This is a genomic window from Kineococcus esterisolvens, from assembly GCF_050871405.1.
Lineage (GTDB): Bacteria > Actinomycetota > Actinomycetes > Actinomycetales > Kineococcaceae > Kineococcus.
The window spans coordinates 1-24701 of sequence record NZ_JBJLRI010000062.1 but is presented as its reverse complement, the minus strand read 5'-3'; the positions used below and the strand labels follow the sequence as shown (position 1 = coordinate 24701).

The 24701-nt window shown below is 77.6% G+C and carries 21 protein-coding genes; 9 read left to right on the top strand and 12 right to left on the bottom strand.

Annotated features, from left to right (window positions below):
* Window positions 1–130: 130 nt before the first annotated feature.
* The gene (locus ACRYR8_RS16660) at window positions 131–3145 is read right to left on the bottom strand and encodes a UPF0182 family membrane protein (protein ID WP_432485573.1); all 3015 of its coding nucleotides are present in this window, start codon (window positions 3143–3145) and stop codon (window positions 131–133) included.
* A gap of 106 nt (window positions 3146–3251) precedes the next feature.
* On the opposite strand from ACRYR8_RS16660, the gene ACRYR8_RS16655 reads away from it, so the two are divergent.
* A complete protein-coding gene (locus ACRYR8_RS16655) occupies window positions 3252–3842 on the top strand; it encodes a PPA1309 family protein (RefSeq protein ID WP_432485572.1) in 591 nt (196 codons plus the stop codon).
* A 15-nt stretch (window positions 3843–3857) separates the two neighbouring features.
* Here the strand turns inward: ACRYR8_RS16655 and ACRYR8_RS16650 are convergent, their stop codons facing one another.
* Window positions 3858–5018 (bottom strand): YlbL family protein, encoded by a 1161-nt coding sequence (locus tag ACRYR8_RS16650; RefSeq protein ID WP_432485571.1) that lies wholly within the window; start codon window positions 5016–5018, stop codon window positions 3858–3860.
* Window positions 5019–5164: 146 nt separating this feature from the next.
* Here ACRYR8_RS16650 and ACRYR8_RS16645 point away from each other — a divergent pair, with 146 nt between their 5' ends.
* Window positions 5165–6790 carry a zinc-dependent metalloprotease gene (locus ACRYR8_RS16645; RefSeq protein WP_432485570.1) on the top strand — a complete coding sequence of 542 codons (1626 nt, stop codon included), beginning with the start codon at window positions 5165–5167 and terminating at the stop codon, window positions 6788–6790.
* 16 nt (window positions 6791–6806) lie between these two features.
* On the opposite strand, the gene ACRYR8_RS16640 is transcribed toward ACRYR8_RS16645, so the two are convergent.
* Window positions 6807–7496, bottom strand: a complete 690-nt coding sequence (locus tag ACRYR8_RS16640) for a M48 metallopeptidase family protein (protein WP_432485569.1) — start codon at window positions 7494–7496, stop codon at window positions 6807–6809.
* A 148-nt stretch (window positions 7497–7644) separates the two neighbouring features.
* On the opposite strand from ACRYR8_RS16640, the gene ACRYR8_RS16635 reads away from it, so the two are divergent.
* Both ACRYR8_RS16635 and ACRYR8_RS16630 read left to right on the top strand, forming a co-directional pair.
* Complete coding sequence (locus tag ACRYR8_RS16635) at window positions 7645–7803, top strand: DUF5679 domain-containing protein (RefSeq protein WP_242127531.1); 159 nt, start codon at window positions 7645–7647, stop codon at window positions 7801–7803.
* A gap of 106 nt (window positions 7804–7909) precedes the next feature.
* Entirely contained in the window at window positions 7910–8956 is a 1047-nt protein-coding gene (locus tag ACRYR8_RS16630; RefSeq protein WP_432485568.1) for a ThiF family adenylyltransferase, read from the top strand.
* A 25-nt stretch (window positions 8957–8981) separates the two neighbouring features.
* On the opposite strand, the gene ACRYR8_RS16625 is transcribed toward ACRYR8_RS16630, so the two are convergent.
* The 4 genes from ACRYR8_RS16625 to ACRYR8_RS16610 all read right to left on the bottom strand — a co-directional run bounded on the left by ACRYR8_RS16625 (window position 8982) and on the right by ACRYR8_RS16610 (window position 12267).
* The gene (locus tag ACRYR8_RS16625) at window positions 8982–9203 is read right to left on the bottom strand and encodes a hypothetical protein (protein WP_432485567.1); all 222 of its coding nucleotides are present in this window, start codon (window positions 9201–9203) and stop codon (window positions 8982–8984) included.
* A 29-nt stretch (window positions 9204–9232) separates the two neighbouring features.
* Window positions 9233–9499 (bottom strand): WhiB family transcriptional regulator, encoded by a 267-nt coding sequence (locus tag ACRYR8_RS16620; protein ID WP_432485576.1) that lies wholly within the window; start codon window positions 9497–9499, stop codon window positions 9233–9235.
* A gap of 210 nt (window positions 9500–9709) precedes the next feature.
* Entirely contained in the window at window positions 9710–9982 is a 273-nt protein-coding gene (locus ACRYR8_RS16615; protein ID WP_432485566.1) for a hypothetical protein, read from the bottom strand.
* A gap of 176 nt (window positions 9983–10158) precedes the next feature.
* Window positions 10159–12267 (bottom strand): ATP-dependent DNA helicase UvrD2, encoded by a 2109-nt coding sequence (locus ACRYR8_RS16610; protein ID WP_432485565.1) that lies wholly within the window; start codon window positions 12265–12267, stop codon window positions 10159–10161.
* A gap of 180 nt (window positions 12268–12447) precedes the next feature.
* Between ACRYR8_RS16610 and ACRYR8_RS16605 the strand changes: the two genes are divergently transcribed.
* Window positions 12448–12672, top strand: coding sequence for a mycoredoxin (locus ACRYR8_RS16605; protein ID WP_432485575.1), 225 nt, complete (start codon window positions 12448–12450; stop codon window positions 12670–12672).
* A gap of 8 nt (window positions 12673–12680) precedes the next feature.
* On the top strand, window positions 12681–13307 hold the full coding sequence (locus ACRYR8_RS16600; RefSeq protein ID WP_432485564.1) for a nucleoside/nucleotide kinase family protein: 627 nt from the start codon (window positions 12681–12683) through the stop codon (window positions 13305–13307).
* Between the two features lie 10 nt (window positions 13308–13317).
* Here ACRYR8_RS16600 and nudC read toward each other — a convergent pair whose 3' ends face one another.
* Window positions 13318–14334, bottom strand: coding sequence for an NAD(+) diphosphatase (nudC, locus tag ACRYR8_RS16595; protein WP_432485563.1), 1017 nt, complete (start codon window positions 14332–14334; stop codon window positions 13318–13320).
* Window positions 14335–14375: 41 nt separating this feature from the next.
* Here nudC and ACRYR8_RS16590 point away from each other — a divergent pair, with 41 nt between their 5' ends.
* Window positions 14376–15293 carry a phosphotransferase gene (locus ACRYR8_RS16590; RefSeq protein WP_432485562.1) on the top strand — a complete coding sequence of 306 codons (918 nt, stop codon included), beginning with the start codon at window positions 14376–14378 and terminating at the stop codon, window positions 15291–15293.
* Window positions 15294–15315: 22 nt separating this feature from the next.
* Complete coding sequence (locus ACRYR8_RS16585; protein WP_432485574.1) at window positions 15316–16119, top strand: endonuclease/exonuclease/phosphatase family protein; 804 nt, start codon at window positions 15316–15318, stop codon at window positions 16117–16119.
* Window positions 16120–16154: 35 nt separating this feature from the next.
* Here the strand turns inward: ACRYR8_RS16585 and ACRYR8_RS16580 are convergent, their stop codons facing one another.
* The 4 genes from ACRYR8_RS16580 to ACRYR8_RS16565 all read right to left on the bottom strand — a co-directional run bounded on the left by ACRYR8_RS16580 (window position 16155) and on the right by ACRYR8_RS16565 (window position 24238).
* A complete protein-coding gene (locus tag ACRYR8_RS16580; RefSeq protein WP_432485561.1) occupies window positions 16155–19598 on the bottom strand; it encodes an ATP-dependent helicase in 3444 nt (1147 codons plus the stop codon).
* Window positions 19595–22939: an ATP-dependent helicase gene (locus tag ACRYR8_RS16575; RefSeq protein ID WP_432485560.1), complete on the bottom strand. Its 3345-nt coding sequence runs from the start codon at window positions 22937–22939 to the stop codon at window positions 19595–19597. The genes ACRYR8_RS16580 and ACRYR8_RS16575 overlap by 4 nt, the downstream gene beginning before the upstream one ends.
* Before the next feature lie 142 nt (window positions 22940–23081).
* Entirely contained in the window at window positions 23082–23444 is a 363-nt protein-coding gene (locus ACRYR8_RS16570; protein WP_432485559.1) for an MGMT family protein, read from the bottom strand.
* 8 nt (window positions 23445–23452) lie between these two features.
* Window positions 23453–24238, bottom strand: a complete 786-nt coding sequence (locus tag ACRYR8_RS16565; protein ID WP_432485558.1) for a DUF3152 domain-containing protein — start codon at window positions 24236–24238, stop codon at window positions 23453–23455.
* Between the two features lie 166 nt (window positions 24239–24404).
* Here ACRYR8_RS16565 and ACRYR8_RS16560 point away from each other — a divergent pair, with 166 nt between their 5' ends.
* Window positions 24405–24629, top strand: coding sequence for a DUF3107 domain-containing protein (locus ACRYR8_RS16560; RefSeq protein ID WP_432485557.1), 225 nt, complete (start codon window positions 24405–24407; stop codon window positions 24627–24629).
* Window positions 24630–24701 lie beyond the last annotated feature (72 nt).

Genomic DNA, 24701 nt, shown 5'->3' with positions numbered 1-24701 from the left:
CCCCCCCCCCCCCCCCCCCCCCCCCCCCCCCCCCCCCCCCCCCCCCCCCCCCCCCCCCCCCCCCCCCCCCCCCCCCCCCCCCCCCCCCCCCCCCCCCCCCCCCCCCCCCCCCCGCGGTGCCGCAGCAGCGTCAGGGCGTGGCGTCCGCGCCCGTCGCTCCCGCGAGCGCCTCCTGCGCGGCCGTGGCCGACTCCACCGCCGCCCGCAGCCGGTCCTGCGCCTCCCCGTACGCCGCGAAGTCCTGCTGCGCCAGCGCCGTCGCCGAGTCCTGGATGGCGGTGCGGGCGGCCTCCAGGGCCGTCTGCAGCTGGACCTGCGGGTCGCCGTCCACCGGCACCGGGCTGCCCGGCGACGGGCTGGCCGTCGGCTCCGGCGACGGCCCGCCGTCCTGGGCGGGCGTCTCGTCGACGGGCGCGACGCCCTCGTCGCCGGCGGTCGCGCCGGAGTCCCCGCCGAACACGTCGTCCAGCGCGGCGTCCAGCGTGTCGGCGATGGCGATCTGGTCGCCGAACACCGCCACCACCTTGCGCAGCTGCGGGAAGGCGTTCTCGCCGGTGCTGCGCGCGTAGATCGGCTCCACGTACAGCAGCCCGCCGCCCACGGGCAGCGTCAGCAGGTTGCCGTAGATGACCTCCGAGCCCTGGCCGAGGCTCAGCAGTCGCACCTGCTCGGCGACCGCCGCGTTGGACTGGATGTCGTTCTGGATCTGCACCGGGCCGGCGATGACGGACGACTGCGGCAGCTCCAGCAGGCGGATCGTGCCGTAGCCGTCGCTCTTCTCCCCGGCCGTGGTGCCCGCGTCGGAGTCCACCGCCGCGAAGCCCGTGATGATCTGGCTGCTGGCGCCGCGGTTGTTCGAGGTCGGCACGTACGTCGTGGTGAGGCTGAACGCCGGGTCGTCCTGGCCGGGCATCTCCAGGGTCAGGTAGTACGGCGGCTGCGCCGGGCGCTGCTGGCCCTCGGGCACCTCGGAGGTCGGGTCGGCCGGCACCTGCCAGAAGTCCTGCCCCGTGAGGAAGGAACGCGGGTCGGTGACGTGGTAGCGGGCCAGCACCTCGCGCTGCACCTTGAACATGTCCTGCGGGTAGCGCAGGTGGCCCATCAGGGAGCCGCTGATCTCCGACAGCGGCTGCACCGCGCCGGGGAACGCGTTCATCCAGGCCTGCAGCACCGGGTCGCTGTCGTCCCACTCGTACAGCGTCACCTCGCCCGAGTAGGCGTCCACGGTCGCCTTCACCGAGTTGCGCACGTAGTTCACCGTGCGGTCCTGCAGCGCCTGCACGCTCTGCGTCTGCGTCAGGGAGTCCACCGTCACCTCGCCCAGCCGGGTCGTCGAGGAGTACGGGAAGGACGCCGACGTGGTGTAGGCGTCGAGGATCCACAGGACCCGCCCGTCCACGACGGCCGGGTAGGCGTCGCCGTCCAGGGTCAGCCACGGCGCGACCTTCTCCACCCGCTCGCGCGGGGTGCGGTCGTACAGGATGCGCGAGTCCGGGTTGACCTGGTCGGACAGCAGGATGTTCTGGTCGGCGAACTTCAGCGCGTAGATCGCCTTGCGCAGCAGCCCGCCCACGGGCACGCCGCCCTCACCGGTGTACGTGGTGCGCGCGTAGCCCTCCGGGGAGTTGTCCGGGTAGTCGATCTCCACCGGGTCGCCGCCGCCGACGATCGAGTAGTCCTCGGTCTGCTCACCGAAGTAGATGCGCGGCTCGTAGTCGCCCAGCTGGCCCGTCGAGGGGATGTTGGCCTCGAAGTACGACGGGCGGCCGTCGGGAGCGCGCTCGTTGCCGCGGGCCGCGACGACGCCGTAGCCGTGGGTGTAGACGGTGTGCAGGTTGACCCAGGTGCGCTGCGAGTCGCTGAGGCCGTCGAGGTTCAGCTCGCGGGCCGCGATCACGGTGTCCTGCGTGCTGCCGTCCTCGTCGAGCCGGTAGCGGTCCACGTCCAGCGGGTCGGGGAAGGCGTAGTAGTTGCGCTGCCCCTGGGTCTGGCGGAACGCCGTGGACACGACGTTGGGGTCCAGCAGCCGGATGCCGGGGATGGTCTCGGCGTCCCGCTGCAGCTGGCCGGGCGTCACGGTCGTGTCGGGCTGGTAGTCGGTGGTCTCCGTGTCCGCGAGGTCGTAGGCGTCACGGGTGGCCTCGATGTTCTTGCCGACGAACTCGGCCTCCAGCGCCTGCCGGTTGGGGTTGACCTGGAAGCGCTGCACCGCCCACGGGTAGATGCCGCCGACCGCGATCGCGCTGACCACCAGCAGGCCGGTGCCGATGGCCGGCAGCCGCCAGGAGGCACCCGCCGCGGCCGCCACGAACAGCAGCGCGACGACCACCGCGACGATCGCCAGGATCGCCTTGGCCGGCAGCACCGCGTGCACGTCGGTGTAGGACGGGCCCACCAGGTCGTCGATGCGGATGTTGTCCGACTCGCTGACCATGACCTCGTAGCGGTCCAGCCAGTAGCCCGCCCCGCGCAGCAGCAGGAACAGGGCCGCCAGCACCGCCAGGTGGATGCGGGCCTCGCGCGTGGTGCGCGGGCCACCGCCGGACAGCCGCAGGCCCCCGTACAGGTAGTGGGTCGCCAGGGCCGCCAGGCCGGCCAGCACCACCGCCGCCGACAGGAAGCTCACCAGGAACCCCAGCCACGGCAGGGTGAAGACGTAGAAGCCCTGGTCCAGCCCGAACTGCTCGTCGACCGCCCCGAACTCGGTGCGGTTCCACCACAGCAGCAGGGACTCCCAGCGGCTCATCGCCACCGACCCGCCGAACAGGGCCGCGGCCACCGACAGCACCACCACGACCAGACGGCGCAGCGGCTCCAGCGACTCGCGGTAGCGGTCGAGGCCGGCCTGCTCGGTGGAGATCGGCGCGTACACGGGGCGCGTGCGGTACCCCAGCGTCAGCGACAGGGCGACCGCCCCGCCCAGCAGCGCGGCACCGGCCACGAACAGGGCCAGCTGCAGCCACAGCTTCGTGGTGAAGGTGGACAGGAAGCCCAGCTGGCCGAACCACCACACGTCGGTGGCGATGCGGGCGCCGATGACGACGGCCACGACCAGGGCGGCCAGGACCAGCACCGTGGGCAGGGCGGCGCCGCGGCGCCGTCGCCGCAGCACCGGCCGCGCGGGGCGACGAGGAGGGAAGCTCACGAGCAGGCAACTTACAAGCCGCCGCCCGGGTGCCCGACACACCGGATCGTGACCTCTTCGTTGCACGCCGCACCCGTGCTGCGGCGGTCGTGCCACCATCGGGGCCGTGAACGAGCCCGACCCGACCACCTCGACCGCCCCCCCGATCCCGCCCTCCAGCTCCCTGTGGCGCACGGTCGCCGAGATCGAGCGCTACGTCGCCGGTGACGGCTGGGGCGCTCCCCTGCGGCTGTTCGCGCTCGTCCGCACCGCCGACGCCCTGGACCGCGACCCGCAGCTGGCCCAGCGCCTGCCCGAGCACGTCGTCGCCGAGGCGCGCGCCGACACCGGCCACCTGACGTCCGTCGAGCAGGACGGCCTGCCCGACGTCGCCGACCTCGACGAGCTGCTGGGGCAGCTGGCCTGGCCCGCCGGCGTCGACGGCGCCGCGCTCGTCGTGGAGCGCCTCCTCGTGCCGCCGGACGCCGAGGCCGAGGTGCGCGCCGCCACCCCCGCCGACGACGAGGAGGCGCGCGCGGCCGCGCTGGCGGCGCACCCGCTGGCCGAGGACGTGCGCATCGCCGTGGGCGTGCTGCGCGACGGCAGCCACGAGTGCGCCGTGCGCTCGCGCTCCAAGGACTCCGACGGGGAGGTGGCCACCGGCGCCGACCTGGTGCCGGGCCTGGTCAGCGCGCTGCAGGCGACCCTGCAGGACTGAGCCCGCCGGGCGGGGTCAGCCCGCCGCCACCTCGTCGCAGGTCGCCACCTCGTCGCCGCGGCCCCCGCCGATGGCCTCCACCGCCTCGCGGGCATCGTGCAGCGTGGTCACGCCCACCACCGTGATGCCCGGGGGTGTCGTCCCGGCCACCTCCCCGCACTCCCGGGCGGGGGCGAGGAACCACGTCGCCCCCGCCCGGCGCGCACCGATCACCTTCTGCCGCAGGCCGCCGATGGGCAGGACGGTGCCGTCCGCGGCGATCGCACCCGTCCCCGCGACGTGCTCACCCCCCGTCAGGGCGCCGGGGGTCAGCAGGTCCACCACCGCGAGCGCGAACACCGTGCCCGCGCTGGGACCCCCGATGTCGTCGATGGCGATGTCCACGTCCACCGGGGAGTCGTACTCGACGTCCGGGACGATCCCCAGCAGCGTCCGGCCCTCCGGCGCGTAGGTGCGCGTGGTGACCTCGATGTCCTCGCCGCCGCGGGACAGGCCCAGGCGCACCTCGGCGCCGCCCGGCAGGGCCTCCACCGCCGCCTTCAGCTCGTCGAAGCCGGCCACCTCCACGCCGTCCACGGACGTGATGACGTCACCCGGGCGCAGCACGTCCGAGGCCGGGGCCGCGGGGGTGACCTCCTGCACGCGCCGGGTGGTGGTGGCGCTGACCTCGATGCCGAGCTCGGTCAGGGCCGCCACCACGGCGGCCTCCTGCGAGCCCGCCATCTCCGCGGCGCTGAGCGCGTCCGCCTCCTCCCGGGAGGTGAGCGGGGAGTAGTACAGCTCCCGGGGCACCACGGACACCTGCGGGTCGCGCCAGGCGAGCAGCACCTCCCACAGCGACTGCTCCAGCCCGGGGCCGCCGCGCAGCGACACCGTGGTCAGGTCCAGCCGGCCCTCGGTGGGGTACGTGGGCGCACCGGAGACCTCCACGAGCACCTCCTCGCCCGCCCCCTCGTCCCCGGCCTGCCCGCCGTCCACGGCCGGCTCGGCCAGGACGTCGCGCACCGGGCCCGGGCTCAGGCTCACGTAGGGCACGTCGAGCACACCCACCAGGGCGACCAGGGCCACCGCGCAGAAGGAGGAGGCGGCCAGCAGCGCTGCGCGCGACGAGGAGGGCCGCTGCGGCCCGTGCCCGGTGTCGGGCGGGTCCTGCGCGGGCGGCGTCGCTGGCGGCACCCGAGCACCCTACGGCCCGTCCGCGGGGCGTTCGCCGCGGGCGATCAGGGGGGCCGCGGCGGAACCACGGCGGGCGGCCGCTCGTCGCTCCACGGACGGGAGGGCCAGAATGGGTCCGCACCCGGCGGACGATGCGGAGGATCACCGTGGACCAGCGAGGCGACGAGGAGCCCCAGGGCCCCGAGGACGGCCGGGACCGAGACCCCCGCAAGGCCGGGGACGGCTCGGCCGGCGGCGAGCCCGAGCGCGGCGAGGCGGGCCAGCCCGGCTTCCGGCCCTCGGGCACACCCGGCAAGCAGCCCGGCCAGGGGGGCAGCGGCAACCCGCTGGAGGACCTGTTGGGCCCCCTGCTGGGCGGGCTCGGCGGCCAGGGCGGCGGTGCCGCCGGCGGCCAGGGCGGGATCCCCGGGTTCCCCGGGTTCCCGGGCGGCATCCCCGGACTGGGCGAGGGCGGGCTCGACCCGGCCCTCATGGGGCAGGTCCTGGCCCAGCTGCAGAAGTTCCTGTCCACCCCCGGCGACGCCCCGGTCAACTGGGACGTCGCCCACGACCTCGCCCGGCAGGCCGCCGCGCAGGCCGGCGACCCCACCCCCGGGGCCGCCGAGCGCCGCGCGGTCGAGGACGCGTTGCGCGTGGCCGACCTGTGGCTCGACGGCGTGACCGACGTCGAGCAGGCCCCCACCACCGCCGAGGCGTGGAGCCGCGCCGAGTGGGTGGAGCGCACCATGCCGGTGTGGCGTCAGCTCGTGGAGCCGGTCGCCACGAACGTCGCCGACGCCATGGGCGAGGCCATGGCCGCCCAGGCCCCGCCGGAGATGGCGGCGATGCTCGGCTCGGCGGGGGCGATGCTGCGCCAGGTGGGCGGTGGCGTCTTCGGCATGCAGGTCGGGCAGGCCGTCGGCACCCTCGCCGGCGAGGTCCTCAGCACCACCGACATCGGGCTGCCGCTGGCACCCAGCGGGCGCGCCGCGCTGCTGCCGGCGGGGGTCGCGGCGTTCGCCGAGGGGCTGGAGGTGCCCCTGGACGAGGTGCGCCGCTACCTGGCGCTGCGCGAGGCCGCCCACCAGCGCCTGTTCGCGCACGTGCCGTGGTTGCGCGGGCACCTGCTGGGCAGCGTGGAGTCCTTCGCCCGAGGCATCTCCGTGGACGCCGAGCGCATCGCCGAGGCCGCCCGCTCGGTGGACCCGACGAACCCCGAGTCGCTGCAGGAGGCGCTCGGCTCGGGCATCTTCGAGCCCGAGAGCACCCCGCAGCAGAAGGCCGCCCTGGCGCGGCTGGAGACCGCCCTGGCCCTCGTCGAGGGCTGGGTCGACCACGTCAGCGACGAGGCCGCCGGGCGGGTGCTGCCGCACGCGGCGGCGCTGCGCGAGACGGTGCGCCGCCGCCGCGCCACCGGTGGTCCCGCCGAGCACGCCTTCGCGGTGCTCGTGGGCCTGGAGCTGCGCCCGCGGCGTGCCCGCGAGGCCACGGCCCTGTGGGAGCAGCTGCTGGCCAGCGGCGGCGCCGCCGCCCGCGACGCCGTGTGGGACCACCCCGACCTGCTACCCACCGCCGAGGACCTCGACGACGCCGCCGCGTTCGTCGAGCGCCGCCTCGAGCGCGGGCCCCGGAAGGACGAGGACGCCATGGACGCCGCGCTGCGCGACCTGCTGGACGGCGGCGCTCCCGGGACCGGCGCAGGCAGTGAGCAGGGCCCGGACGAGCAGGGCCCCGACGAGCAGGGCCCCGACGAGCAGGGCGACGGGCCCACCCAGGGGGGTCCCGGGCGCTGAGGACCGCGGTCCCGCCTCAGCCCGTGCTGCGGGCGGGACCGCGGCCGACCGCGTCGTCCGCGTCGGACCGCACCGTCCCACCGGCGGGCTCCTCGGGCGCGTCGTCGGCCTCGGCTTCGGGATCGCGCCCGGCGACGTGGTCCAGTCCCGCCAGGAAGCCGCGGGCCCGTTCCGTGCGCGGGTAGGACTCCAGCAACTGCCAGAACGACCGCGAGTGGGTGGGCACCAGCAGGTGCGCCAGCTCGTGCAGCAGCACGTAGTCGAGCACCCAGCCGGGCAGGCCCTGCAGCCGGGTGGACAGCCGGATGCTCGCGTCGGCGGGGGTGCACGAGCCCCAGCGGTGCTGCTGGTTGTCCACCCACGTCACCGACGCGGGCCTCGCCAGGTCGTCCAGGTGGCGGCGCGAGAGCTCCCGCGCGCGCTCCAGCAGGTCGTCCTCGGCAGGGTTGCGGCGGCGGTCCGCCGCATCCAGCCGCGAGACCATGCGCTCGACCCACTCGCGCTCCTCCGCCCGGGAGAAGCGGGCCGGGATCAGCACGACCGTGCGCTCGCCGTCGCGGTAGGCGGACACCGTGCGCGAGCGCCGGCGGCTGCGCCGGACGTCGACGGGCGGGCTCGCGCCCGTGGACGGCTCGACGGAGCGGCCGGCGCCGCCCGTGACCGTGACCACGGCGCCGTCGGCTGGCCCCGCCTGGTCGGCCCTCATCCGGGCAAGGTACCGTGCGCGCCCCGCGCTGGGGAGGGGTTCGGCCCCGCGGCCGGGCGCCGACGCGCCCCGCGGGCCCGCTGGGGGCACGATGCCCGGGAGCCGCCGGACAGCCCGGTGGCCGGCGAGGTACCCGAGGAGGCGCACCGTGGCCGACACCTACCAGGGCGAGTTCTACTGCGTGAAGTGCAAGGAGAAGCGGCAGGCCGAGGGCCAGGTCGTGGAGACGAACGGGCGCCGGATGGCCAAGGGGCAGTGCCCGGTGTGCGGCACGAACCTGAACCGCATCCTCGGCAAGGCCTCCTGAGGCGGGCTCCCCGACCCGCGGCGGGCCGCCGGGCGTCGGGCGCCGGCGGGCAGGGGGCTGTGGACGACGCGGGCCGGGGCCGGGCGCGCTGCGGCAGGGTGTGCGCGTGCCCGCCGGTCCCGTCAGCAGCCCCCTGGGCCTCCCCCTCGCCCGTCGCCCCGGCGGCCGGCTGCAGGTGGGGTCCTCACCTCGCAGCGGCGGCGTCGCCGGCCCCTTCGCGGAGGCCGACCTGGCGGCGCTGCTCTCCCGGGAGGGCCCCGGCACCGGCACCTCGGCACAGCGCGCCCAGCGGGTGCTCGACGACCTCGTGAGCGTCGGTGCCGTGCCGGCGGGCCGGGTCCGCTCGGGCGCCGAGGCGCTGGCCGCGACACCGGCCACCGCGGCGTGGGGCCCCGACGCGCTGGCGTGGGCGGCGTACGACCCCTCGGGGCCGGTGGCGGCCGAGCGCCTGCGGGTCCGACGCTCCGCGGTGGTGGCGGTCGTGGGGTGCGGACGCACCGGAGCGGCCCTGCTGCCGGTGCTGGCGGCCGCCGGCGTAGGGGGGTTGCTGGCGCAGGACCCCGCCCCCGTGACGGCCGGTGACACCGGGCCGGTGGGCGCCCGGCCCGAGGAGGTGGGACTGGCGCGCGGGGCGGTCGCGCTGAACCGCGCCCGGCGGCTCGCCGAGCGGCTGCACCCGGTGCCGGGGGTGCCCGGGGCCGAGCCGGCCCGCGCGGACCTCGTCGTGCTCGTGGACCACCACGCCGCGGACGCCGTCGCGGCGGACGGCCTGGTGGCCGAGGGGGTGCCGCACCTGTCGGTCGTGCTGCGCGACACCGACGCGCTCGTCGGGCCGCTGGTGCTGCCGGGGGCGACACCGTGCCTGCGCTGCCTGGACCTGCACCGCACCGACGCGGACCCCGGCTGGCCGGGTGTGCGGGACCGGTTCGCAGCGGCGGCGGGCGGGGCCGTGGAGGAGACCGCGACGGCCGCGGCGCTCGCGGGGCTCGCGGCGCTGCAGGTGCTGGCGCACCTGGACGGCGCCCGGCCCGCAGCGCTCGGCACGACGCTGGAGCTGCTGCTGCCCGAGGGGGTGGTGCAGCAGCGACGGTGGTCGCCGCACCCGCAGTGCGGGTGCCTGGACCTGCCGGTGGCGGAACCCGTGCCCCGCTGAGGTCAGCGGGGCACGGGGGCGGCGCTCACGCGGGCGCGGAACGCCCCGCGCCGGCCGTCGCCGCGGCCAGGGCCAGCTCGGCCCGGACGGCGAGCCGCTCGGCGCGTCGGGCGGCCACCTCGGCCCGCCGCCGCGCCCGCAGCGCCCGCACGACGCGGGAACGCTCGGCCGTGCGGTGCGCCTCGGCGAGGCGTTCCCGGAACAGGGCTTCCTCGACGTACGACACTTCGTCCCTCCTGGGGCTCACGAGATCTCCTGGGCTGCTGATCGACGGGTTCACGCGGCGACGGGGTGCTTGCGCGGGCGGCCGCGCGGGCGCTTGCGGGGCACGACGACACCGGCCAGGACGAGCTGGCCGCCCCACACCCCCCACGGCTCGCCGCGCTCCAGGGCGCCTGCGAGGCAGGCGTTGCGCAGCGGGCAATCGGTGCACAGCGCTTTGGCCAGCTCCACGTCGGCCGGCGACTCGGCGAACCAGAGCTCGGAGTCGTAGCGTCGGCAGGGCAGGGGGTCGGTCGCGTGGCGGCGCTGCACGCCGCTCACCTCCTTCTGGCGGGCGGGGTTCTCGGTGGGACGCGAACGGTGCGGGTCGGCGCTGGAACCGGTGCTGGGGCGGGTGGTGGTGGTGCGCACGGTCATCTCTCTGGGTTCTCTGCGAGGCGGTGGAACTGCCGGGAAGGAGAGCCCGCAGACGCAGAAAGGCCGCGGACCCGAAGTGTCGGGATCCGCGGCCAGGAGAGCGCCGGTCTGGTGCTAGACCGGTGGACTCGTGAGCGTGGTCCCCGAGGACGGGACGGTGGAACGGGCGCCGATGCCGGCGAGGGAGGAGCCCTGGGCGCGCAGGCGGTAGGCCTCCACACCGCCGCGCAGGCGCACGGCGGGGGCGACCGGACGCACTCCACCCGTGGTCAGACCCGGGGTGGAGGCGTGGCTGGGCTTCCAGGTGACGGCGGAGCGGCACAGGGCAGCGGGCGTCGCGTCGAGCGCGGTGCGCATGTCGACGTTCGCGGTCGTGGTGGTGTCCATCGGTGCTGCCCTCCTCTGCGCTGCTCGCGGTGGGCGCGGTCCCCCGCGCGGTGTGCTTCGACTCTAGGGGCAGCCGTCTGGGCGCCACAACGTTTTTTTCCGCTCAGGGCGCAACTGCTCCGCCGGGAAGCACCTGGTGCGGGCGGATCCGTTGTCCCGCAGGGATTCTGCTCGACTCACCCGGCGGTCAGGACCGCCAGGACCTCCTCGCCGTACTTCTCCAGCTTCGCCGGGCCCACCCCCGGGATGCGCGCCAGCGCACCGGTGTCGGCCGGCATCGCCTCGGCGATGGCGGTGAGGGTGGCGTCGGTGAACACCACGTACGCCGGCACCGACGCCGCCCGGCTGGTACCGGCGCGCCACTCGCGCAGGCGTTCGTACACCGCCTCGTCGTAGCTGGAGGGGCAGTCCGCGCAGCGCCCCAGCTTGCGCTCCACCGCGCCCGTCAGCGACGCCCCGCACACCCGGCACAGCACCGGACCCGACCGCCGCGCCGCGCGCGAGGACGCCGCGCGCCCGCGCGCGGCGGCACCGCCGGCGGTCTCGGGCCGCAGGTTGTCCAGGAACCTCGAGGGCTTGCGGCTGGCCCGGCCGCCGGGCGTGCGGGCGTTGGCCCAGGAGATGTGCACGGCCTCACGGGCGCGGGTCACGCCCACGTAGAGCAGCCGGCGCTCCTCCTCGACCTCGTCGGGGGTCTCGGCGAAGGAGATCGGCAGCAGCCCCTCGCTGACGCCGACCAGGTGCACGACGTCCCACTCCAGACCCTTGGCGGCGTGGAAGGAGGCCAGCGTCACCCCGTCGACCGTGGGGGCGTGCTGCGCGGAGGCCCGCTCGGTGAGCTCCTCGACGAGGTCGGCCAGCTGCGCACCGGGGCGGGTGGCCGCCAGCTCGTCGGCCAGCACCACCAGCGCCTGCAGCGACTCCCACCGCTCCCGCACGGACCCCGCCGCGCTGGGGGCGCGCTCGGCCCAGCCCGCCGACGTCAGCACCGCGCGGGTCTCCGCGCCGAGGTCGTGCCCGGGCAGCGCGGCGCGCGTCGCACCGCGCAGCAGCACGACCGCGTCGCGGACCTCCTTGCGGGAGAAGAAGCGCTCCCCGCCGCGCACGACGTAGCCGACGCCGGCGTCGGCCAGGGCGGACTCCAGCGCCTGCGACTGGCCGTTCGTGCGGAACAGGACCGCGACGTCCTTCGCGCTGCGCCCGGCGCGCACCTCCGCGGCGATGCGCGCCGCGACGCCGGCGGCCTCGGCGACGTCGTCGTCGTACGCGGTGAAGGTGGGCGCCGGGCCCGAGGGCCGCTGCGCGATGAGCTCCAGGCGGGCGCGGGCGTGCCGGCCGGTGGCCATCGACAGGACCGAGTTGGCCAGACCCACGACCTCCGGGGTGGATCGGTAGTCGCGCACGAGCCGCACGACGGTCGCGCCGGGGTGGCGGCGGGGGAAGTCCAGCAGGTGCTCGGGGGTGGCGCCGGCGAAGGAGTAGATCGTCTGGCTGGCGTCGCCCACGACGCAGAGGTCCTCGCGCTCGCCCAGCCACAGGTCCAGCAGCCGCTGCTGCAGCGGCGAGACGTCCTGGTACTCGTCGACGACGAAGTGCCGGTACTGCTGGCGCACCGTGGCGGCCACCTCGGGACGCTCGTCGAGGATGCCCGCCGTCAGCAGCAGCACGTCCTCGAAGTCGATGACGGCGCGGTCGGTCTTGACCTCCTCGTAGGTGCGCACCAGGCGCGCCACCGTCGCCAGGTCCAGCCCGCCCGGCTCGCCCCGGCCGGCGCGCGTGGCCGCAGCGACGTAGTCGTCGGCGTCCACGAGCATGACCTTGGTCCACTCCACCTCGGCCGCGAGGTCGCGCACCCGCGCGCGGTCGGACTGCAGCCGCAGCCGGTTGCAGGCGTCGGCCACCAGCGGCGCCTTGTGCTCCGCGAGGTTGGGCAGGGTGCCGCCGATCGCCTGCGGCCAGAAGAACTGCAGCTGGCGCAGGGCCGCGGCGTGGAAGGTGCGAGCCTGCACGCCCGCCACGCCCAGGTCGCGCAGCCGGGTGCGCATCTCCCCCGCTGCGCGCGCCGTGAACGTCACCGCCAGCACCCGGTTGGGCACGTAGGCACCGGAGTGCACGCCGTAGGCGATGCGGTGGGTGATGGCCCGCGTCTTGCCGGTGCCGGCACCGGCGAGCACGCACACGGGGCCGTCGAGGGTCGTGGCGACCTGGCGCTGCTCGGGGTCGAGGCCCTCGAGCACGGAGTCGGCGGACGCGGCGGAGCGGCGGAGGTCGGGAACGGTCGTCATGGCGGGGCCCATCCTCTCAAGCGCCCCGGACGGGCGGGAGCAGGCGGCGCCGACGGGTGTGGACGCACCGGCGGGAAGAGGGGCGGTGGATCCGCGGTTGCAGCCCGCGGAGCGGGAACCACCCGCGACGGAGGAGGAGCAGTGTCGACGATCGAGGCGCCGGCCGCGGGCAGCGTCACCATGTTCACGACGACGTGGTGCGGGTACTGCCGCCGCCTGAAGTCCCAGATGGACCGCGAGGGCATCAGCTACTCGGAGGTCAACATCGAGGAGGTGCCCGACGCGGCCGAGTACGTCATGCAGGTCAACGGCGGCAACCAGACCGTGCCCACCCTGCTCTTCCCCGACGGCTCCGCAGCCACCAACCCCTCCCTCGCCGAGGTGAAGGCGCGCCTGGGCGCCTGAGCAGCCGCGTGAGCACCACCCACCGGCCCACCGGCCCCGCGGAGTTCGCGGGACGGTGGGCCGCGTCGCTGCCGGCCGGTGCGCGCGTCGGCGTCGACGGCGCCGTGGACGCCGACACCGCCTGGTACGCCGCTCACGTGGCCGACGCGCTGCGCGCGGCCGCCCGCCCCGTGCTCGTGACGGTCTGGAGCGGCTTCTGGCGCCCCCGCTCGCTGCGCCTCGAGCACGGCCGCGACGACCCCGACGCCTTCCACGACGACTGGCTCGACGTCGCCGGCCTGCACCGCGAGGTCCTGGACCCCCTCGGCGCGCGCACCGGCCGCTGGTGGGTGCCGTCCCTGTACGACCCGGCCACCGACCGGGCCTCCCGCGCCCCGCGCGAGGCCGTGCCCGACGACGCCGTCCTCGTGCTCGCCGGGCCGTTCCTGCTGCGCGACGAGCTGCGCCGGGGCCTGGACGCCGTCGTGCACCTGTCGACCTCCGACGCAGCGGTGCGCCGCCGGGTGGACCCCACCGACGCCGAGCGGGTCCTGGGCGCCTGGCACCGCTACCTGGCGGAGTCCGACCCCGTCGAGCGCGCCACGGCGGTGCTGCGCTGCGAGGACCCCCGGCACCCCGCGGAGCTGCTGCGCTGACGGCGCTCGCTCACCAGCGGTCGTCGCCCGGGACCGGCAGCGGGCCGCCGAACCACGCCTCGATGAGCCGCCGCGCGATCGACACCGCCGGGGGCGGCAGCACCCGGCCGGCCCGCACCTCCTCGGCGAGCTCCTCGCGGGTGAACCAGCGCGCGAGGGCGATCTCGTCGCCGTCGACCCGGATGTCCGTGGTGACCGCGCGCGCCGCGAAACCCACCATGAGCGAGGCGGGGAACGGCCACGGCTGGCTGCCCAGGTAGCGCACGTCCTCCGGACCGGGGCCGACGACGATCCCGGCCTCCTCCAGCACCTCCCGGCGCACCGTGTCCTCGAAGCACTCACCGGGCTCGACGAAACCCGCCAGCACGGAGTAGCGGTTGGCCGGCCAGACCGGCTGGTGGCCCAGCAGGAGCCGGTCGTCCGGGCTGATCACCGCCATGATCACCGCGGCGTCCGTGCGGGGGAAGTGCTCCTTGCCGTCCGGCTCCCGCTTCACCCAGCCCGCCGACACGGCCTCCAGCGGCTGGCCCGTGCGCGAGGAGAACCGGGTCACCGCGTGCCAGTTGCCCATCGAGACGGCTTCGGTGAGCAGGCCCGCGTCGCGGTCGCCCAGGGCCTCGCCCACCTCCCGCAGCCCCCGCCACTCCTCGCCGCCCGCCGAGCCGTCGGCGACCTCCGGCTCGGCGTCGGCGGAGACCACCGCGACGAACTCCGCGTCCCCGTCGGTGCCGAGGTACAGCACCAGGTCGTCCGCGCCGGGCGGCGGCACCTCGCCCGGGGCGCGCAGCACCAGCTCCAGGCCCTGCGCGGTGCTCACCACCGGCGCCCGGCCGGCGTGCACCCGCAGCACCCGGGTGGCGGCCGAGCTCCACAGCCGCTGCAGCAGGTCCTCCTGCCTGCGGCGCGCGCCCGCCCGGTCCAGCCGCTGGCGGGACAGGGCCAGGTCGCGCAGCGGCGGGGCCGGCAACGCCACCCCACCGGACCCTGTCGAGGCGGTCGAGGCGGCACCGACGGCGTGGTTCGTCACCGCTCCACCCTACGGAGCGCGCCGCGCTCTACCGTTGCCCCGTGCCCACCCGCTCGCCCCAGGTCCTCGCCGCCCTCGCCACCGCCGCCGTCCCCGGTCTCGAGGTCGTCGCCGCGGGCCCGGCGGAGACCGACGGCGCGGACTTCGACGTCGCCGTCGTGGTGGACGCCGCGGAGCGCCGCTTCACCGTGCGCGCCCCCCGGCGCCCCGCCGCAGCCGCGGCCCTGGACGCCGAGCTGGAGCTGCTGTCCGGGCTGCACGAGCCGCTGCCGTTCGCGGTGCCCCGCGCCGCCGGCACCGTCGCGCTCGGCGAGGGCGGGCGGTGCGTGGTGACCCCCCAGCTGCCCGGCAGCCCCCTGCACCCGGAGGACCTGCGACCTGGCCCCGGCCTGGCGCGCTCGGTCGGCACGGGCCTGGCGGCCCTGCACCAGATCGACGTCGCGGTCTTCGCCGACGCCGGCGTGCCCGTCTACGACGCCGAGGAGTACCGACGGCGGCGGCTGTCCGAGCTGGACCGCGCCGCCGCCACCGGCCACGTCCCCCCGCGGCTGCTGACCCGCTGGGAGGTGCTCATGGAGGACGTCGCGCGCTGGCGCTTCGCCGCCACGCCGGTGCACGGCGACCTCGTCGGCGAGCACGTGCGCACCGACGGCAGCGCCCTGACCGGCATCACCGGCTGGGTGGACGCCAAGGTCGCCGACCCCGCCGACGACTTCGCCTGGCTGGCCGTGGGGGCCGACCCCGACGCGCTGGAGTCGGTCCTGGAGGCGTACGCCCACGCCCGCCACGACCCCCTGGACCCCGACCTGCTGCTGCGGGCGCGCCTGGCGGGCGAGCTGGCCCTGGCCCGGTGGCTGCTGCTGGGCCTGCGCACCGAGGACGAGGAGATCGTCGAGGACGCCCGGCGCATGCTCGACGACCTCGACGCCCACGCCGACGCCGTGCCCCTGGGGATCTGAGCTGCCCGGGACCGCGCGGCGCCTGCGCGTGGCGTCGGTCAACGCCGCCTCGGGGCGCGACCTCGCCACCGGGCGCGTCGACACCGACAGGCTCGCCGCGGCCGTGGCCGCCCTGGGCGCCGACGTCGTGGCCGTGCAGGAGGTCGACTCCCTGCTGCCCCGCAGCGGCGGTGCCGACCAGACGGCGGTCCTCGCCCGCGCCTGCGGGGTGCGCCGCGACGGGGCCCGCTTCGCCGCCGCGGTGCACGGCACGCCCGGGGCACCGGGCTCCTTCCGGCCCGCCGCGGCGACCGTGCCCGGGGAGCCGTCCTACGGCGTGGCGCTGCTGTCGCGGCTGCCCGTGCTGGAGTGGCGGGAGCTGCGGGTGGCGGCCGGTTCGGCGCGCCTGCCGCTGGTGCTGCCGCCCGGCGCCGGCCGGCGGCTGCGGCTCGTCCCCGACGAGCCGCGCGCCGTCGTGGCCGCCGTCGTCGACGCCCGCGCGCCCGGCGCCGGCGGCGGGTCGCGCCCGGTGAGCGTGCTGGGCACCCACCTGTCGTTCTCCCCCCTGCGCGCGGTGGCGCAGCTGCGCGAGCTGCGGCGCTGGGCGCAGGACCTGCCGCGGCCGCTGGTCCTGCTGGGCGACCTGAACCTGCCGCCCGGCGTCGTGGGGCGCGTGCTGCCGTGGCGCCCGCTGGTGGCGGGACCCACGTTCCCCGCCCCCGCGCCGCGCGTCCAGCTGGACCACGCGCTGGCCGACGGGCTGGCGCCGGACGCGCGCACCGCCGGGCGCGTCGAGCGGGTCGGCGGCAGCGACCACCGCGCGGTCGTCGTGGACCTGGACCTGTGAGGCGCACCGCCGGGGCTGGAGGGTGACGGGCGGGGTCAGACCTCCCGGTCGGCCACCGGCACCGACGTCACCAGGCGTTCGAGGTCCTCGGCGCCGAACAGGTCCACCGGCCGGACCGTCTCCCCGGTGGAGGCGTAGAAGAACGCCGCGCTGACGTCCTCCAGCGGCACCCCGTGCCAGCGCGACCACGCCAGGCGGTACACGGCCAGCTGCACGTCGCGGGCCCGCGCCGCCTCACCGGCCGGCGGCCGGCCCGTCTTCCAGTCGACAACGTCCCAGCGGGCCCGCCCGTCGGGTCCCGGGGCGCGGAAGACCGCGTCGATGCGCCCGCGCACCGCGATGCCCGCCACCGGCGTCTCCACCGACACCTCCACCGCCACCGGGTCGCGCTCGGCCCACTCGCTGGCCAGGTAGTGCCGCTGCAGCGCCGCCAGCTCGCGGTCGTCGGCGGCGTCCTCGTCGGCGGCGCCGGGCAGGTCCGTCAGGTCCAGCAGGGAGCTGGCCGTGAACCGGTGCTCCAGCCAGGCGTGGAACGCGGTGCCGCGGCGCGTCGCGGGGCGCGGCTGCTGCGGCACCGGGCGGCGCAGCTGCAGCGCCAGCGAGTCGCGGTCCTGCGCCAGCGCCACCAGCCGCGAGGCCGACAGGTGCGCCGGGAGCAGCACGCCGCCGGTGGTCCCGGCCGCCGCGCGCTCGGTGAGCAGCAGCTCCACCTGCTGCGCCCAGCCGTCGACCTCCGGGTCCGGCGCCCCGCCCGGCGCCGCGCCCCTCCCCGGCTGCGCCGCGGCCGCGCGGACCGCCGCGGCACCCGCCTCGACCTCGCCGCGGCGCGACGCCAGCGGGTCCACCGGCCACACCACGCGCTGCGGCACGGACGTGCGGGGGTTGGGCGTGCCTGCCTCCGGCGCGGGCGCCGGAGGCAGGCTCACCAGGCCGGGCAGCGACGGGGTCTGCAGGACCTCCCGCAGGAACCGCGACGGCTCCCGCGGCTTCGCGGCGTCGTCCCAGTGGGCACCGCTGAGCAGCAGCTCCTCCTTGGCCCGGGTGAACGCCACGTAGGCCAGGCGCCGTTCCTCGGCCATCTCGTGCTCGCCGCACGCCTCCCGGAACCGCTCGCGCTCGCCGTCCAGCTCCTTCTGCGTGCCCACCCCGTCGACGTCGAGCACGGGCAGGTGCGCCGCGTCGCCGCGCAGCGGGTACGGCAGCACCCCCAGCCCGCTCAGCCACCCCGACGACGTCTCGCCGCCGGCGGGGAAGACGCCCTCCACCAGTCCGGGCACCGCCACCACGTCCCACTCCAGGCCCTTGCTGGCGTGCACCGTGAGCAGCTGCACCGCGTCGGAGGAGACGTCCACCGCGCCGGGTTCCAGGCCCCGCTCGCGCGCCTCGGCCGCCTGCAGCCACGACAGGAAGCCCCCCAGGCCCGGGCGCCGGGCGCTGGCCGAGAAGGACGCTGCGGCGTCGGCCAGGGCGTCCAGGTGCGTGCGCCCGAACGCCGGGGAGCTGCCCGGGCGGGCGGCGACCTCCACGTCCAGCACCAGCGCGCGCTCGACCTCGCCCACCAGCTCCGGCACCGGCAGGTGGGTGCGGGCGCGCAGGTGCCGCAGCACCCCGGCCAGCCGGGCCAGCCGGGCGTGCGCGCGCGGCGACAGGCCGCGCCCCGCGGAACCCCGCCACGACGGCGGCGGCAGCTCGTCCAGCGCCTCCACCAGGCTGGCGTCCTCCACCTCGTCGGGCAGGACCACGGTCCCGCCCCCCGCCGGGGCGCCGGCCGCCTCCGCGGCGCCCGGGTCCGCCGGGTCCGCCGGGTCCGCCGGGTCACCGCCGGAGCGGCCGCTGCGCACCCGCTGGAGGTGCCGCGCCCACTCCCCCAGCGCCGCGAGGTCGCGCGGCCCCAGCCGCCAGCGCGCCCCCGTCAGCAGACGGGCCAGCTGGTCGCCGCGACCGGGGTCGTGCAGGACGTGCAGGGTCGCCACGACGTCGACGACCTCGGGCGTGGACAGCAGCCCGCCCAGCCCGACGACCTCCACCGGCACACCCGCGTCGCGCAGCGCGCGCTGCAGCACCGTGAACTGGCTGCGCTTGCGGCACAGCACCGCGGCGGTGCGCCGCGGGCGCGGCGAGGCGCCCGGCACCTTCCGCTCCACGGCCAGGCGTTCCGAGTCGGCGCGCCACACCTCCGCCAGACGGGCCGCGACCTCGGCAGCCTCCTCCTCCACCGTCGCGGCGAACCCCGTGCGCACCCGGCCGGTGCCGGCCCCCGGGCGCGGGCGCAACCGCACCACCGCTGCGTCCGCGCCCGCCGACAGCGGCTCGGCGACCACGTTGGCGGCCGCGAGCACCGCCTCGTCGTTGCGCCAGCTCGTGGCCAGGGGCGCCACCCGCGCCGGGGAGTCGTCGGCGCGGCGGAACTGCGCCGGGAAGCTCGCCAGGTTCCCCGCGCTGGCACCGCGCCAGCCGTAGATCGACTGGTGCGGGTCGCCCACCGCCGTGACCGGGTGCCCGTCGCCGAACAGCGCCCGCAGCAGCGTCAGCTGCGCGTAGCTGGTGTCCTGGTACTCGTCCAGCAGCACCACGCGGTGCGCGGCGCGCTCAGCGGCGGCCACCGCCGGCACCTCCCGCGCCATCCGCGCCGCGAGCTGCACCTGGTCGCCGAAGTCGAGCTGCTCGGCGTCGCGCTTGCGGCGGGCGTACTCGACCAGCAGCGGCACCAGCGAGCGGCGCGCCCGCTGCACCGCCAGCACCTCGCGGACCTTCGCGTACGGCTCCCCCGGCACGTGGGCGCCCAGCTTCGCGACCGCCTTGTCGTCCTTGGGCAGGACGCGCACCCGGGCCTCGAAGCGCTCCACGAAGCGCTCCACGTCGCCGGGTTCCACGAGGTGCTCGGCGCACTCGCCGGACAGCTCCACCAGCGCCGCGGTGACGGTGGAGGGCGCCACCTCCACGCCGGGCAGGTCCCCGCGCCAGCTCTCCACGACCTCCGCGGCCAGCTGCCAGGTGCCGGCCTCGGACAGCACCGTGGACTGCGGCTCCACCCCCAGGCGCAGGCCGTGGTCGGTTACCAGGGAGGCCGCGTAGGCGTGGTAGGTGGACACGACCGGCTCGCCGTCACCCAGACCGTCACCGGCGGCCGGCCCGCCCAGGCCCCGCGCCCGCAGCGCCCGCAGCCGCTTGCGCACCCGCTCGGCCAGCTCGCCGGCGGCCTTACGGGTGAAGGTCAGGCCCAGCACATGCTCGGGCGCGACCAGCCCGTTGGCCACCAGCCAGACCACCCGGGACGACATGGTCTCGGTCTTGCCCGAGCCGGCGCCGGCGACGACCAGCAGCGGCTCGACGGGCGCCTCGATGACGGCGACCTGCTCGGGTGTGGGCCGTGGACGGCCCAGCCGTTCGGCGATCTCCTCGGCGCCCAGGCGCGGCGCGCGCCGCCCACCGAGGTGCGCGGCGCTGCTCGTCGTGCTGCTCGCCGTCGTGTTCGTCACCGTCCGTCCTCCTCGCACACGCTGCGGCCGGCGTCCTGGGCGGGGCAGCTGCTGCGCACCGGGCAGGAGGTGCAGTGCGGCCCCACGACGGCCTCGAACACCGGTGCGGCCATCCCCTCGGCCGTCCGGGCGACCAGGTCGGCCGCCCAGCGCGGGTCCTCGCCGGCACCCAGCGTCTCCTGGCGCTGCACGGCGACCTTCTTGTGGCTCGTGCCCAGCTGGACCAGGGCCGCACCGCCGGTGCCCGCCGCGTGCGGGGCGAACGCGCCCTCCTCCGCCACCAGCTGGTACACGCCCAGCTGCGGGTGGCGCTCCAGCTCCGCCTTCGACGGCGGCGTGCGGCCCGTCTTGAGGTCCACCACCACCGCGCGGCCCTGCGCGTCGAGCTCCAGGCGGTCCACCCGGCCGCGCACCCGGGCCCGGCCGACGACCACGTCGACGTCCTGCTCCACCGCCACGAGCGCGCGGCCCTCGGCGCGCACCTGCCGGTGGTACTCGGCGAGCTTGAGCAGCATCCCGTCGGCCCGGGTGCGCAGCCGCGAGGTCACCCACCCGTCGGGCAGGCCCAGCGTCGGCCACAGCACGTCCAGGCGCCGCTGCAGCTCGGCGGCGTCGGCGTCCGGCGCCTCGGAGGCGATGCGGTGCACGAGGTTGCCCAGCGACTGCACGCCCGAGTCGCCCGGGCGCGCGCCGGAGGAGTCCAGCAGCCAGCGCAGGCCGCACCGCTCGAAGGACTCCACCCGCGACGGCGAGACCGGCACCTGCTCGCCGTCCTCGCGCAGGGGGGCGTCGTCGGTGAGGTCGTCCACGCCGTACCAGTCGGCCGGGTCCGCGCCGGGCACCCCCGCGGCGACCAGCTGTGCCAGGTGCCGGGCGGCAGCGGCGCGGCGAGCGGGCGTCTCCGCGGCCGGCGGCGCGCACACCACCTGCCGCAGGCGGGCCACCAGCGCCGGCAGCGACACCGGCCGCGGCACCGGCGTCAGCGGGCGCTCGCCCTCCTCGTCCAGCTCCTCCTCGGCCCCCTCGGGCCGGGCGGCGGCCTCGACGAGGTCGACGAACGCCGACGGGCGCTCGTCCTCGGCGCGCACGGCCGTGACGACCAGCTCGTCGCGGGCGCGGGAGACCGCCACGTGGAACAGCCGCAGCTCGTCCTCCAGGACGGCGCGGCGCGCTCCGGGACCGTCGGCGTCGCGGCCCTCGACGACATCCACGAGCGCCTGGGCGCCCAGCACGGAACCGCGCAGGCGCAGGTCGGGCCACACGCCCTCCTGCACGCCGGCCACCACCACGAGGTCCCACTCGCGGCCCACCGCGCCCTGCGGGGTCGTCAGGGTCACCGCGCCGGTGTCCGGGGCGCGGTCGGCGAGGGTGTCCTCGGGGACCTCCGCCGAACGCATCTGGTCCAGGAACCGCTCCGCGCCGCCGGTGCCGGGGAAGCGGTCGACGAAGCGGCCGGCGGCCTCGAAGAGGGCCAGCACGGCGTCCAGGTCGCGGTCGGCGCGGGCCGCGTCGGCGCGCGCGGAGGCGCCGCGGGCCAGCGCGGCGCGCTGCCAGCGCGGACCGAGGCCGCTCGCCTCCCACAGCGCCCAGAGCACCCGCTCCGCGTCGGCGTCCTCCTCGCGGGCGGCGGCCCGTCCGGCCTGCAGCACCGCGGCCAGCCGCTCGGCGGGGCGCAGCGCCTCGTCGTCGCCGGCCAGCAGCGCGACGTCGGCCGTGGCCGGGTCGTCGGCGCCGCGGGCGCCGGCGAGCACCCCGGCCAGCGCGGAGGCCAGCACCGCGTCGCTGCTGCGCCCGCCGCCGGCGGCGAGCTCGGCGCGGCGCAGGCACTGCCGCAGCCGGCGCAGCGCCACGACGTCGGCCCCGCCCAGCGGGGAGGTGACGAGCTCGCGCGCCACCTCGGCGGTGAAGGTCGACGGGCGCAGCACCGCCTCCATCGCCGTCAGCAGCGGGTGCACGGCCGGCTCGTCGCGCACCGGCACCTCCGCCTGCGGCACCGCCAGCGGGACCCCGGCCGCGACCAGGCCGCGCCGCAGCGCCGCCGTGTGCCCCGCCGAGCGCACCACCACGGCCATCGACGACCAGGGCACCTGCTCCAGGAGGTGCCGCCTGCGCAGCAGCTGGGCGATCCACGCGGCCTCCTGCGTGGGCGAGGCGAGCACCGCCACGTCCACCCCGCCGGGCACCGGCCCCGCGCCGGGCCGGCGGCCCGGCAGCGCCGCGCGCTGCGGCGCACCGCCCAGCGCGCCGATGCGGGTCGCGACGGCGGACGTCACCGCCCTCACCAGCGGCTGCTGGCGGTGCGCGGTGCCGAGCACCACCGTGGGCGCCGGGCCGCCGTCGGCGGCGCGGAAGCGGTCCGCCAGCGCCGAGGCGGTGCGGGCGTCGGCGCCGCGGAAGCCCTGCGTCACCGAGTCGGGGTCGCTGACGAGCAGCAGGTCGCGCCCGCCGCCGGCCACGGCCTCGACCAGGCGCAGACCGGCCTCGGACAGCTCCTGGGCGTCGTCCACCGCCACCAGCTGCCAGCGGTCGCGCTCGGCGGCCAGCGCCTCCGGGGACTCCAGCAGCTGCGCGACGGCCTCGTCGACGACGCCCGCGGGGTCGTAGGCGTTGGCGCGCGCGGGGTCGAAGGCGGTCACGCCGACGTACTCGCCGAGCACGGAGGCCGCGGCCGCCCACTCCGGCCGGCCGTGCCGGGCCGCGAGGTCGGCGAGGTCCTGCGGCGCCAGGCCGCGCTCGACGGCGCGCATCAGCAGGTCGCGCAGCTCGTTGCGGAAGCTGCGCAGACCCCACGCCTCGCGCGGCACGTCCGAGGGCCAGTCCGGGGCGCGCACCGCGCTCGCGCGCCCCGCGGCGGCGAGGGCGTGGCCGAACGCCTCGGTGACGTCGTCGCCGGTGGCGGTCGCGTCCAGGTGCCCGGCCAGCAGCTCGGCGAGGATCGCGTCCTGCTCGGCGCCGGAGATGAGGCGCGGCGGCGGGTCGCCCCGGCGGGCGTGCACCGCGCGCAGCAGGCCGAAGGCGTAGGCCTGGGGCGTGCGCGCCGCGGGCTGGCCCAGCGTGCGGCGCAGGGCCAGGGACAGCTCGTCGCGCAGCGCGCCGGCCTCGCGCCGGCTCGGCGCCAGCACCAGGACGCGGTCGGGGGCGACGCCGTCGCGCTCGACCCGGGCCGCGACCAGGGCCCGCAGGGTGCTCGTGCGGCCGGTGCCGGGCGCGCCGCGCAGCACCACCGGGCCGCTGCCGGGCCGGGTCGCCACCACCGCGCGCTGGGTCCCGTCGAGCTCGTGCCCGGCCCCGCCCGCGGCCGGGCCGCGCCGCAGCAGCGGGACCGCCGGCCCCCGGGGCACCCCGCCGGGTCCCGGCCACCCGCCGGGGGGCGTCCCGCCGCCCCGGCCGCCCCCGCTCCCCGCACCCTCCGTCAGCACACCGCTCATGCCACCACACGCCCCCGACACGGCCACGCCGCGCTCACGGCCCGCGCGGTCGCCGTCACGCTCCGCCGGGGCCGGGGAGGTCGAACCCCGAGGCGTCCCAGCGGGCGCTGCGCAGGTCCACCCTGACCAGGGCGGGGTCGGCGTCGTCGCGGCGCAGCGGCGTGCCCTCCGCCCGCCAGCGCTCCACCGCGCGCGGCGCCAGCGGCGGTGCCGCGCTGCCGTCGGCGCGCAGCACCCGCCACCAGGGCACGCCGGAGCCGAAGCGGCGCAGCACGTCGCCCACGAACCGCGGGCCGCGGTCGCCGACGACCTCCGCCACGTCGCCGTAGGTCAGGACGCGGCCGGCCGGGACGGCCTCGACCACCTCGAGGACCTCCTCCGCGCGGACGGGCAGGGCCAGCGGGTCGCGGGCGCGCACGGCCGACCTCAGGGGTGGGGCCAGGGGTTGGGCAGGGCGCCGTCCAGGCCCTTGGTCTGCTGCACCATCACCGGCGCGAGCCGGCCGGGGCCGGGGTTGGGCTCGTGACCGTGCCCCAGCAGGTGCCCGACCTCGTGGTTGACGAGGTACTGGCGGTAGCCGGTGCGGTCCTCGCCGTAGTCGGGGATCGCCTCCACCCAGCGGTACCAGGTCAGCACCGCCGCGTCGCCCACGCGGCACGAGAGGGTGCCCATCGTGCGCAGCGGCCGGCACAGCGCGGCTGAGGTGTCGGGGGTGGCGAGCACGAGGCGGAACTCGGCGTCGCCGTCGGTGCGCTCGAAGCTCACCGTCCCCCCGGCGCCCCAGCCGCGGGGGTCGTTGAGCACGGCGAGGGCGAAGTCGGCGAACCGGGCGGGGTCGACCAGACCGGCGGCGTGGAGGTCGTGCTCGACCTCCACGCGCAGGGTGCGCACGTGCGCCGAGGCGGGCGCCGGCGAGGAGCCGGGCACCACCTCCAGCGCGCCGCCCCCGGCCTGCGGCACCTGCCGCTGCAGGACCCCGGCGGCCACGTCGGCCTCGGTCAGGCCCGGCGGCAGCGTCGGGGTGGGGGTGGGGGTCGCGGTGGGGGTCGCGGTGGGCGCGGGGGCGGTGCCCGGCGGGGCGGCCGAGGCGGCCGAGCGCGCTGCGCCGCCGGGACCGGTGCAGCCGGCGCCGGCGAGGGCCGCGGCCCCGGCGAGCAGCAGACCCCGGCGGGAGGGCGGGCGTCGGGCGGCGGGCGGGCGTCCGGCGATCACGCACCGAGCATGCCACCCGCGCCGGCGGGCCGTCCCCGTCCGCTGGCGGCGAACTCACCGCGCACCGGCGCGGTCCACGGGCACGGCTCCGACTAGCCTCGCGGGACGACCGCACCCCCGAGCACGGGTGGTGCCGGCCCGATCGACGACCCCGGGAGGGACAGCGGTGGAGGTTCGCATCGGCGTGCAGAACGTGGCGCGCGAGCTGGTGTTCGAGTCGGCCCAGACCAGCGAGGAGATCGCGTCCGCGGTCGACGCGGCGCTCAGCGACGGCGGCGTCCTGCGGTTGAAGGACGAGAAGGGCCGCACCGTGGTGGTTCCCGCCACCTCGCTCGGCTACGTGGACATCGGCGCCGCGGAGGTGCGCAAGGTCGGTTTCGGCCTGTCCTGACCCCCACCGGCACCCCCGCCGGCCCGGCCCCGGCGGTTCCACGGCGCCGCGGGCGCGCACCGGTGCGCGCCC